The 10,854-nt window shown below is 72.4% G+C and carries 10 protein-coding genes; 3 read left to right on the top strand and 7 right to left on the bottom strand.

The features are described from left to right. Position 1 precedes the first annotated feature (1 nt). The 4 genes from JIAGA_RS35660 to JIAGA_RS29665 form a co-directional block, all read right to left on the bottom strand. Complete coding sequence (locus tag JIAGA_RS35660) at positions 2 to 313, bottom strand: DUF6167 family protein (protein ID WP_245597179.1); 312 nt, start codon at positions 311 to 313, stop codon at positions 2 to 4. After that, on the bottom strand, positions 310 to 714 hold the full coding sequence (locus JIAGA_RS35655) for a DUF948 domain-containing protein (protein WP_026876087.1): 405 nt from the start codon (positions 712 to 714) through the stop codon (positions 310 to 312). Before JIAGA_RS35655 ends, JIAGA_RS35660 begins: the two co-directional genes overlap by 4 nt. Before the next feature lie 79 nt (positions 715 to 793). Continuing rightward, on the bottom strand, positions 794 to 1,363 hold the full coding sequence (locus JIAGA_RS0113620; RefSeq protein ID WP_026876086.1) for a YdeI/OmpD-associated family protein: 570 nt from the start codon (positions 1,361 to 1,363) through the stop codon (positions 794 to 796). Beyond that, a complete protein-coding gene (locus JIAGA_RS29665; protein WP_051426062.1) occupies positions 1,360 to 1,833 on the bottom strand; it encodes a VOC family protein in 474 nt (157 codons plus the stop codon). The genes JIAGA_RS0113620 and JIAGA_RS29665 overlap by 4 nt, the downstream gene beginning before the upstream one ends. Before the next feature lie 95 nt (positions 1,834 to 1,928). On the opposite strand from JIAGA_RS29665, the gene JIAGA_RS0113610 reads away from it, so the two are divergent. The 3 genes from JIAGA_RS0113610 (at position 1,929) to JIAGA_RS0113600 (ending at position 5,915) form a co-directional block, all read left to right on the top strand. Next, entirely contained in the window at positions 1,929 to 2,906 is a 978-nt protein-coding gene (locus JIAGA_RS0113610) for a helix-turn-helix transcriptional regulator (RefSeq protein ID WP_026876085.1), read from the top strand. A 148-nt stretch (positions 2,907 to 3,054) separates the two neighbouring features. Then, positions 3,055 to 4,860, top strand: a complete 1,806-nt coding sequence (locus tag JIAGA_RS0113605; RefSeq protein ID WP_026876084.1) for an HNH endonuclease signature motif containing protein — start codon at positions 3,055 to 3,057, stop codon at positions 4,858 to 4,860. A gap of 176 nt (positions 4,861 to 5,036) precedes the next feature. Then, positions 5,037 to 5,915, top strand: coding sequence for a Gfo/Idh/MocA family protein (locus JIAGA_RS0113600; RefSeq protein WP_169738864.1), 879 nt, complete (start codon positions 5,037 to 5,039; stop codon positions 5,913 to 5,915). 7 nt (positions 5,916 to 5,922) lie between these two features. On the opposite strand, the gene JIAGA_RS0113595 is transcribed toward JIAGA_RS0113600, so the two are convergent. From JIAGA_RS0113595 to JIAGA_RS0113585, 3 genes are read right to left on the bottom strand one after another with little or no spacing between them, the layout of a single operon-like run. After that, positions 5,923 to 7,272 (bottom strand): replication-associated recombination protein A, encoded by a 1,350-nt coding sequence (locus tag JIAGA_RS0113595; RefSeq protein WP_026876082.1) that lies wholly within the window; start codon positions 7,270 to 7,272, stop codon positions 5,923 to 5,925. 35 nt (positions 7,273 to 7,307) lie between these two features. Further along, complete coding sequence (locus JIAGA_RS29660; protein ID WP_157553131.1) at positions 7,308 to 8,258, bottom strand: dihydrodipicolinate synthase family protein; 951 nt, start codon at positions 8,256 to 8,258, stop codon at positions 7,308 to 7,310. Positions 8,259 to 8,292: 34 nt separating this feature from the next. After that, complete coding sequence (locus JIAGA_RS0113585) at positions 8,293 to 10,725, bottom strand: ligand-binding sensor domain-containing protein (RefSeq protein ID WP_026876081.1); 2,433 nt, start codon at positions 10,723 to 10,725, stop codon at positions 8,293 to 8,295. Positions 10,726 to 10,854 lie beyond the last annotated feature (129 nt).

Here is a 10,854-nt window from a genome sequence, read left to right as displayed (position 1 = left end):
ATCAGTACGTGCCTCTCGGATTGGTGCGGATGAGATCGTCGACGGCGTCAAGATCTGGATGGCCCGGCTTTCCGGTTGCGCCGGTGCCGTCGGGTGCGATGCCCAGGGCGTAGCGCAGTTCGGCGTCGCGCTCGGTCATGCCGGCGCGGACCTCGTCGGCGAAGTCGCGGATGGCCGCGGTGAGTTCGCGGACCCCGCCGGCGACGCGGTCCGCCGCGCCCTCCGGGGTGAGGCTGTCCGCCGCCTGCGTGATCTTGCGGACCACCAGGACACCCGCGGTGGCCCCCAGAGCCACCCAGAACAGCCGCTTCATGCCCCGCCCCCCCGCCGGAAGCGCCGGCCGCGCCCCCCGCCGTCGCGGCGCGCGGCCAGCGCCCGCCGCACCCCGTAGGTGAACGCGGCCGTACGCACCAGCGGGCCGCCCAGTGTGGCGGCGAACAGCGACGACATGGCCGCGACGTTGGTGGTGACGGTCTGCGCGTTCGACGTGATGGCGTCGATCCGCTGCAACTGCGCGTTCGTGGAGGCCAGCAGCTCGTTGGTCTCGTCGACGGTGGTGGAGGTCTTCGCGACGTGCTCGGAGCGGATGTCCTGGACGACGCGGGTGAACTCGTCCACCGTCCGGCCCAGCTTCAGGATCGGCACGGCGAGTAAACCGACCAGCGCCACGAAGGCGACGGCGGCCAGCAACCCTGCGATCTCGCCTACGGACATGGGTGGAGCAGCCTCTCTACGGGAGCGGTGGTCTCAAGCGTCTGACCCTACCGCGCCGGGCGCGGCGTGGGTGCCTCGATTATCGCTCCCGCGGGCGGCCGCCGCGCAGTACCGCGACCGCCTGGGCGGCCCGGGCAGCCTTGGTCTGCGGCGTCCGCGCCTTGAGCACGGGCAACAGCACGGCGTAGCGGGCTGACCGGCCCAGCGCCTCGAAGGCTGCCGCGGCGTCCGGGTCGGCTGCCAGCTCCAGCGGCACGGTCGCCTCGCGCTGCGGGGCGTAGGCGGCGTCCCAGCGTCCGTCGGCGCGGGCCGCCTCGACCTGGGCCAGCCCCGACGGGCGCATCCGCCCGGCCTCGGTCAGCGCCGCGACCATCTCGACGTTGACCTTGGACCAGGCGCTGCCGGCCCGGCGCGGCGAGTACCGCTGCAGGTAGTGGTGTTCGTCCAGCCCGCGGCGCACGCTGTCGATCCAGCCGAAGCACAATGCGGCCTCCAACGCCTCGCGGATGGTCAGCGACGGCTGCGGCGCGCCCTTCTTGGCGATCCGGACGAAGACCCCGCCGCTGGTCGCATGGTGCTCGTCCAGCCACCGCTCCCAGCCGGCGGCGTCGTCGAACACCAGGACCTCGGGGTCGGCCGGGGCGCTCACGCGCCGGCTCCGTCGGTCCCGTCGGTCCCGTCGGTCCCGTCGGTTCCGTCCGCCAACGCCTTCCAGTGCGGGTTGTACATGAGACCCAGGACGTTGCCGAACGGGTCGACGACCGACGCGTTCGCGAAGCCGTGGGTGCGGTCGACGCGCGGCTGGTGCACGGTGGCGCCGTGCTCCAGAAGGCGCTCCAGTGTGCCGTCCAGGTCGTCGACATGCCAGTTCATGACCGCGCCGCCGGGGCGCCCGGGCCCGGTGGGCTCGCCGGCCGGAGCCCAGGCCCGGTTGATGATCCCGAACTCGTCCTGGTGGTCGCCGATGCGCCACTCGTAGTAGCCGACCCGGCCCGACGTGGGGTCGACGGCCTCGAAGTACGGCTCCGTGCCGAGCACCTCGGTGTACCACCGCCGCGCGGCGCCCATGTCGTCGGCATAGAAGTTCAGGGTGCAGAAGCCGCGCAGCTGGATGGTCATCGTTCCGGTCCTTCCTGGGTGTTTGTGCTGATGGGAACGACGCTACTGGCCGTTGTGGAACGTCCGGTTCCGCAATTGCTGGCAGACTCACGAGGATGTTGGACACCTCGGTGCGGCTGCTGAAGCTGCTGTCACTACTGCAGGTCAGGCGGGAGTGGTCGGGCGCGGACCTGGCCTCGCGGCTGGAGGTCACGACGCGCACCGTCCGCAACGACATCGAGCGGCTGCGAATCATGGGCTACGAGGTCGAGTCGACCACCGGGCCGGCCGGCGGTTACCGGCTGGGCGCTGGATCGGCGTTGCCGCCGCTGCTGCTGGACGACGACGAAGCCGTCGCCGTCGTCCTCGGGTTGCGGGCGGCGGCGGCCGGGTCCGTCACGGGCATCGAGGAGACGTCGCTGCGGGCGCTGGCCAAGCTGGAGCGGACGTTGCCGTCGCGGCTGCGGCACCGGCTCGACGCGCTGCGGTCGGCGACGGCGTCCGCGGCGGGCGTCGGCGCCAGGGTCGACGCAGCGACGCTGACCGAGATCGCGGCGGCAGCGCACCGGCACGAGCGGCTGCGGTTCGACTACGTCGGCCACGAGGGCGCGTCGTCGGTGCGCACGGTGGAGCCGCACCAGCTCGTCTACACCGGCCGGCGGTGGTACCTGCTCGCGTGGGATGTGGGCCGCGGCGACTGGCGCACCTTCCGCGCGGACCGGATCCGCCCCCGGATCCCCACCGGGCCGCGCTTCGAACCCCGGCAGCCACCCGGCGGGGACGCCGTCGCGCACGTGCTGCGGGGCGTCGGCTCGCAGGCATATCGCCACCAGGCCCGGGTCCGGCTGGACGCACCGGTCGAGGTGGTCACCGACAAGATCACCGCGATGGGCGGGCTGGTCACCGTCCTCGACGACGGCAGCTGTCTCCTGCAGACCGGCGGCGACTCCTGGCACGACCTCGCCGGCTACCTGGGCAGCCTGGGCGTCGGATTCGAGGTGCTCGACCCGCCGGAGCTGCGCACCCACCTGCGGGAGCTCTCCGAGCGCTACGCCGCGGCGTCGGCCCCTCCCCAGGGCGAGCGGACCGGCTGATCGCTCGGAGGCATCGGTCCAGCCGGGCGGCCGGTGGCCGCGAACCGTGCGGGGCCGAAAGCCGCGATGACGACCCGGACCCGGCGGCGATGGCCCGGCTCTCGATCGGCTCCGGAGGTTGTCGGAGGGGCGGGATAGGATAGTTCGTATGTTCGAGAACGCTTCGTGGAGTGCTGGGTCCGGGGTCGCACGCGGCCCTCGCTCTGGCGCGTGGGTCACTTACGGCCACGGGGATCTTCCCGACGACACGACGGCCGCCGGCCTCGTCGACGGTACCGGCTACCGCGATGTCGCCGGCTCAACCGACTGCCTCTCCGACGGCACTGGCTTGGCCGACGGCACCGGTCTCACAGATGCGCCCGGCCTCCCCGACAGCGCTGGCTCAACCGACACCGCAGACACCTCCGACGCGCCCGGCGTCTCCGACGGCACGGGCGCCTCTGACGATGCCGAGCGGGTGGACGTTGCCGATGTGCCGGTCGGTGCGCAGCTGGCCGCCGTGCTGGCGGGGCTCGACGCCGCGACGGCCGACGGTTACGACCTGGTCGAGGCGGCCGCGGGTTGGGCCAGGCTCGCTGCCTGGGTCGCTGCCCGCCAGGCTGTCGTGCTCACCGCCCTGGCCGCCCGGCCGGAGCTGCGGCCGGCCGACACCGGCTACCGGTCGGTGAACCCGGTCACGAACACCGCGGTGGAGGTGGCCGGCCGCACCCAGCTCACGTCCCGCCAGGCCGAGAACCTCGTCGGGCACGCCGTTCAGCTCGCCCAGGACTTCCCGGCCACGCTGCGTTCGCTGGAAGCCGGTGCCATTGACGAACGGCGTGCCAAGGTGATCACCGCCGAACTCGGTGGCCAGGATGCCGGGGTCCGCCGCCGCGTCGAGGCCGCCGTCCTTCCCGCCGCGGCATCCATCGACTCAGTGGCGCTGCGGCGGCGGATCCGGCAGCTTCTCCTCGAGCTGGCTCCGCTGCAGACGGAGCAGCGCTGCCAGCAGGCGCGGGAGCGGCGTGACGTCACCATGACCCCCGCTGAGGACGGGATGGCGTACGTGGACGCCTACCTCCCCGCCGAGGACGCCGTGGCGGTGACGTCGGTGCTGAGCGCCGCCGCCCAGACACTGAAGCGACAGGACGCGGCGGCCGGGCAGGAACCGCGAACCGCCGGGCAGCGGCGCGCCGACGCCCTGGCCGCACTGGCCTGGGCCGCCCTGAGTACCCAGCAGATCGGCGGTGACCCGGCTCCCGTCGCCCACCGGCCCGGCTGCACCTGCACCTGCACCTTCGGCAGCCTTCCCGCCGACGTCCACGTTTGCGGCGACGACCACACGGGCCGTCCTCGCCGGACGGACGGCGGCCACGTCACGCCGGCCGATCACGATGGACCGTCCGCTCCCCAGGATCCCGTGCGGATTCCGCTCTCGTCGGCACAGGGTCGGCCGGTCGCGGTGAACGTCACCTTCGCGTTCCGGTCACTTGTGGGGCTGGACGACCAGCCCGGTTATCTCGAGGGATACGGTCCCATCCCGGCCGCGGTCGCCCGGCACCTCGCCGCCGCGGGAGTCTGGCAGTGGGTCGGCACCGATCCGGCTACCGGGCGGGTGCTCGACCACGGAACCACAAGGTACCGGCCGCCACAGGCGCTCATCGACCACGTCGTCCTCCGCGACCGCACCTGCCGCGCTCCGGGCTGTCACCGTCCGGCCGTCGGCTGCGACATCGACCACCGCAGCCCGTACAGACGGGGCGGCCCAACCAGCGCATGCAACTGCCACGCCTTGTGCCGGCTACACCACCTGCTCAAACACGACGGCGGCTGGCGCGTTCACAGGCACGTCAGCGGCGCGACCGTGTGGACGAGCCCCACCGGCCACGCCTACGTCAAGCCACCCGAACAGGTCGGCCCCATCCCCGAGCCATCACCCGATCCGCAGCAGGCCGACGATCCACCACCCTTCTGACCACGGGAGCCCGGCGCCGGAGTCGGCAGGCAGGCCCAGCCCGGCGCGCCGTATCCGGCCGCACGGGCCGGTACGCCGCCCGGCCTCGGTGATGGCGATCGAGCCGCTGAAGCCGGCGCGAACGTGATGTGAACGAGACCGCGTCGACCCCCGCGCGGGCAGTACCCTGGCTGGCCGTGACGCGCATCGGGGTCGTGGGAACCGAGAACAGCCATGTCGATCACTTCGTACGCTTCCTGAACGTCGAACACCGGCACGGGGCGGCCCGGGTGGTGGCTCTGGCCGGCGGCGATACAGAGCGCAATCGGGCGCTGGCGACGGTCGGCGGGATCGACACGGTCGTGGAGTCCGCCGGTGATCTCACCGGGCTGGCCGACGCGGTCATCGTCTCCAGCCGCGACGGCCGCACCCACCGGGCCGACGCGGTGCCGTTGCTGGAGGCGGGCATCCCCGTGCTGGTGGACAAGCCGCTCGCGGCCTCGGCCACCGACGCGGAGGCGATCGTGGCGGCCGCCCGGCGCGGTGGCGTGCCGCTGGTGTCCGCGTCGGCGCTGCGGTTCGTGCCGGAGATGGCGGCACTGACGGCGGCGCCCGATCGCATCGGCCCGCTCACCTCGGTACAGGTCACCGGGCCGGCCGATCCCGCCAGCCCGTACGCCGGCCTGTACTTCTACGGCGTTCACCATGCCGAAGCCGCCCTGCAGGTCATCGGCGAACCAGGCGCGGCAGGCGCGCCAGGCGCGGCAGACCCGCCAGGCCCGGTACACGTCCAGCGGGCGGGAATCGCCGTCGTCGCCACGACCACGGTCGCCGACGTACACGTCGTCCTCACCTTCGTGCCGGCGGCCGAGTCGGAGGCTGTGCCGTTCCACGTCACCGTCGTGGGCACCCGCGGGATCGAGACGTATCCGCTGACACTCGGCCCGGACTACAACGCCCCGGTGCTCGACCGGTTCCTGCGGGCGGTCGAGGACGGGGTCTCACCCGTGGCCGACAACGCCTTGCTCGCGCCGATCGTGCTGCTCGATGCCATCACCGCCCGGCTCGACGGGTGAGGCGCGCTCACTCCCCGCGGACGATCTGCCGCAGCCGCGTGTAGCGCTCGGCGTAGTCACGTTCCGCGCCGCGGGTGCCCGGCTCGTAGTACTGCTTGTCCTGGACGGAGTCGGGTGCGTACTGCTGGCGGACCACGCCACGCGGGTCGTCGTGGGCGTAGGCGTACGTGGTGCCGTGACCGAGCTTCTTCGACCCCGAGTAGTGCGCGTCGCGCAGGTGTGGCGGCACCGCGCCGGACAGCCCCGCCCGCACATCGGCGACGGCCGCGCCGATGGCCCGCACCACGCTGTTCGACTTCGGGGCCAGGGCCAGCGCGATCACCACCTGCGCCAGCGTGATCTGCGCCTCCGGCCAGCCGATCAGCTGCACCGCCTGCGCGCCCGCCACGGCGGTCTGCAGCGCCGTCGGGTCGGCCATGCCGATGTCCTCGCTGGCCAGGATGACCAGCCGGCGCGCCAGGAACCGCGGGTCCTCCCCCGCCTCGGCCATCCGGGCCAGGTAGTGCAGCCCGGCATCGACGTCGCTGCCCCGGATGGATTTGATCATCGCGCTGGTGACGTCGTAGTGCTGGTCACCGTCGCGGTCGTAGCGGACCGCGGCCCGGTCGACCGCCCGCTCGGCCACCTCCAGCGTGATGGTGCCGTCCTCGGCGCCACCGGCCGCGGCTTCCAGGTACGTCAGCGCCCGGCGGGCATCGCCACCGGCCAGCCGCAGCAGGTGGTCGTGGGCGTCGTCGTCGATGGTGACCGCACCGCCCAGTCCGCGTTCCTCGGTGAGCGCGCGGCGCATCACCTCGCGGATGGCGTCGTCGTCCAACGGTTCGAGCGTCAGCAGCAGCGACCGCGACAGCAACGGGTTGATCAGCGCGAAGTGCGGGTTCTCGGTGGTGGCCGCCACCAGCGACACCCAGCGGTTCTCGACCCCCGGCAGCAGGGCGTCCTGCTGCGTCTTGGAGAAGCGGTGCACCTCGTCGACGAACAGCACCGTCCCGGTGCCGGAACGCACCAGCTCGCGGCGGGCGCCGTCGATGACCGAACGCACGTCCTTCACCCCGGCGGTGACCGCCGACAGTTCCACGAACCGCCGCTTGGTGGCCCGGCTGACCACATAGGCCAGCGTGGTCTTGCCGGTGCCCGGCGGCCCCCACAGCACCAGCGACATCGGCTGGTCCTGCTCGACCAGCCGGCGCAGCGGAGTGCCGGCGCCGAGCAACTGCTGCTGCCCGACGATCTCGTCGAGGGTGCGCGGACGCATCCGTACCGCCAGCGGCTTGCCCGCGACGTCGTCGTCCGCACCGGACAACGAGCCGGCCGGCACTACCGGCGCCGCGCCGCCGAAGAGACCCTCCTGCTCCATGCGAGCGACCCTACGCGTTCACCGTGACAACACGGTCACCGGCGCACCTGGTCGCGGCACTGCCGCACGACGCGGACGACCTCGTCCCGCTCGGCGTCCTCGAGTTCAGCGGGACGGTAGGGGTCGATGGCGAACTCCTCGGGCACCGCACCTTCGTCGACCGCCAGCCACAGCATCCGCTGCACGTATCCGTCGTACGGTGGCCGGAAGGTCACCCGGGCCAGCTCGTCCACGACGGCCGACACCTCCAGGAAGCGCGCGGCGGCATCCCGGGCCGACGTGTGCACGGCCGATGCGAACGTCTCGACCGCCGCCGCGGACACCTGCGCCGCGGCAGCCGCGAGCCCCACCAAGGCCCCCTCGGCACCCCACATGAGCGACGGGCCGAACATGCGGTCCTCGCCGGTGAGCACCAGCCGGCCGCGGGCGCGGGCGGCGGCGATGCCCTCTTGGCAGGCGACGGCGTCGAACAGCCGGGCGGGCTTGAACGCCGCCACGCCGGGGTGGTCCAGCAGCCGGTCCAGCAGCGCCGGGGTGAAGGGCTGCGAATACAGGTCGAACGCGATCAGTGGCAGGTCGCTGGCCTCCCACAGCTGGTCGTAGTGCGCGACGACGGCGTCGGCGTCGAGGTCGATGGGCGGGGATACGAGCAGCGTGTCGGCGCCAGCGGCCGCGGCGGCGCCGGCCCACTCCAGGTCGGCGTCGGGGCCGTCGACACTGCCGCCGACGCCCGCCACCACCGGCACCCCGATCGCGGCCGCCCGGCGGACGAGCTCCGCTTTGGTGGAGACGTCCAACCGGGCGCCGCGGCCGGTGTGCGCTCCGATCGCGAGCGCGCTCGCGCCGGAGCCGACGAGGTGCCGGAAATATGCCTCGCAGACGTCCGGATCGGTGCGCCCGTCGGGCCGCATCGGGGTGGCGGCTGCGGCCACCAGCGACCACCGCAGCCGCCCGGTCAGCTCCGTCACGTCTCGAGAGTTCGCCACCGATGCAGCGTATCCAGACGGCGGTCGTGGTTCGTCAGGACATCCGGCACTGCCCCATGACCGGGCCGTCGACGTCGTTGGGCTGCTCGATGACAGGGGCCGGGTCGTTGCCGTGGCACGCCAGCGGTCCGGTGACGGTGTTGCCGGCGAAGCGGGTGCCGCCGGTGTTGTCGCGCAGTCCGACCGGGCCGTCGATCGTGGAGTCAGTGATCGACACCTCGCCGACGCTGCCGGTCACCGACAGCGGGCCGGTCACGGTCACGCCGTCGAGACTCACCCCGCCGGCGCCGACCGAGCGCAGCGGGCCGGTCACGGCGGAGTCCGACGCCACCAGCACCGCACCTGGGCTCACCTGCACCGGACCGGACACCGTGGCGCCGTCCAGGCAGGTCGTGCCGGCCTCGACGGTCAGCGGGCCGGCATGCGGACCCGTCACCGTCACATCGCACACCGGTTCCGGCCGCAGGGCGAAGTTCCACCGGTACAGTGCCGCGCCGCGCGCGTAGTACAGGTCGCCGTCGCCGTCCTGGGCCAGCGACCCGACGCCCGACGACGCCAGCTCGGTGACCGCCCAGGTCCGCGGGTCAACCCGCCAGAGGCTGCCGGAACTGGTCACGTAGAGGTGGCCGTCCTCGTGGAAGAGCAGGTGGCGGTCGTGCCCGTACATGTTGGTGCGGCGCGGGAAGAGTTGCTCGGCGCGGGTGACGGTGCTCGTCGCCGGGTCGTAGGTGAACAGGGTGCCGTCCGAGACGCCCCACAGCAGGCCGTCGGCGTCGAAGGTCAGGCCGTTGACGGCCTTCCCGCCGGGCACCGGCACCAGCCGCTCCAGCACGTCGCCGGTGTCCGGGTCGGCCACGAACAGCTCGGCCTCGGTGGCGACCGGGTCGATGCCGTAGCCGCCGTTCACCGAGGTGCCGCCGTACAGCAGCCCGTCCCGCTCGGCCAGTGACACGACGCTCTGGTCCGGCACCACATCGCGATGCGTCACGACCTCACCGGTGGCCGGGTCCCACAGGCTGAGCGCTCCGCCCAGCCGACCCGACTTCGGCACACTACCGACCGCCATCCTGTCGCCGACCTGGACGAACGCCTGCGGGCGGTCCTGCTCGTCGTCGATGACGGCCGCCGGGCCGGGGTTGGTGCCCATGCTCCACGGCCGGGTGGTGTCGAAGTCCAGCAGTCCGGCGTTCGGGTACCGGCCATAGACCAAGTGGTCGCCGTAGCTTCCGAAGCCCTCGATCTGGCCGGCACCGGCCAGCAGCGTGGTGGTCTCGTTGGTGGGATCGAACCGGGCCATCCCCGGCGGGGACAGGAAGGCACCGACGTAGACGGCACCGTCCGGGCCGCTGCCGAGCGCGGTGATGGGGTTCGGCGCGCCTTCGAGGTCGGCCTCGCCGATGTAGGCGGACTTCTTCGTCTCGGGGTTCCAGACGTAGATGCGCCCGTAGTAGTACGTCATGGACAGCGACAGGCCCGGGAAGTCCGGGTCGTCCATGTCGATCCACGCCCAGGTGCCGGGGAAGGCGTTCGGACCCCAACCGACCCGCGCGTAGGTGTGGGTGTCCAGGTCGTAGGCGACGACACCCTGCGAGGCGATGCGGAAATAGACGTACTTGCCGGCCGGATCCGGTGGTGAGATGGCGCGGCCGGAGATGCCCGGCACGATGTTCACGAACTCGCCGGTCACGGTGTCGTAGACCAGCAGGTCGTTGGACGGCTGGACCCGCAGCAGCAGGTAGTCGCGGGCCAGCGTCATGTCGTAGACGACCTCGTGGGTCTCGTACTGGGCCGGCAGCGCCACCTGGTGGAACTCGCCGGTGGCGCGGTCGAAGCGGGTCAGCCGGGCCCGCGGCTGAGTGCCCACCCAGACGCTGTCCTCGTCCACCGCCAGCGATCGGGCGTACGTCTCCCCCGGCACGGCCTGGCCGTGGTTCGTGAACTCGCCGGTGGCGGGATCGTAGGAGAACAGTTCGCCGCCGGGGTAGGTGCCGCCGTAGACGATGCCGTCCGGTGCGGCGGCCAGTCGCCAGATGCCTTCGCCGGCGTATGGGACTCCGAGCGCGGTGACGGCGTCGTCACCGGGCGTCCAGGAGTACATGTCCCCCTCGGTCATGCCGAAGTAGACGGTGCCGTCGACGGTGTTGAAGGTGCTGGCCCAGCTGTTGGCGCCCGACGGGAGCCGCTCGCCGAAGACCACCTCGCCGCTGCGGATGTCAGTGACCTGGAACATCCCCGGCATCTCGTTGTTGCCGGCCGTCACCCAGTACGCCTGCGGCCTGCCCTCGGCGTCGACGCCCTGCGACTGGTCCTGCGACAGCACCCGGCTGGCGATGGGATACCCCAGCGACTCCTCCGCGCCCCGCACCGGCGCCTGGGCCGGTGTCTGGGCCGCCGCAGGCGGCACTATCGTCAGGAACGACGCGACCACCGCCAGCGCCACGGCGAGTGGCGTTCGGTTCCGGTTCATCCGGCCTCCTCATGCATCAGGATCGTCAACGACAGAGTTTCGGTCCCGCCCGTTTCATGCGTCATCCTGGCAGGCGGGCCCAGATGTCGGCAAGACCCCGACGTGTCCTGAGCTGATTCGTGATTACGG

The organism is Jiangella gansuensis DSM 44835 (genome assembly GCF_000515395.1).
GTDB classification, from domain to species: domain Bacteria; phylum Actinomycetota; class Actinomycetes; order Jiangellales; family Jiangellaceae; genus Jiangella; species Jiangella gansuensis.
This window is presented reverse-complemented; position numbering and strand designations above follow the sequence as displayed.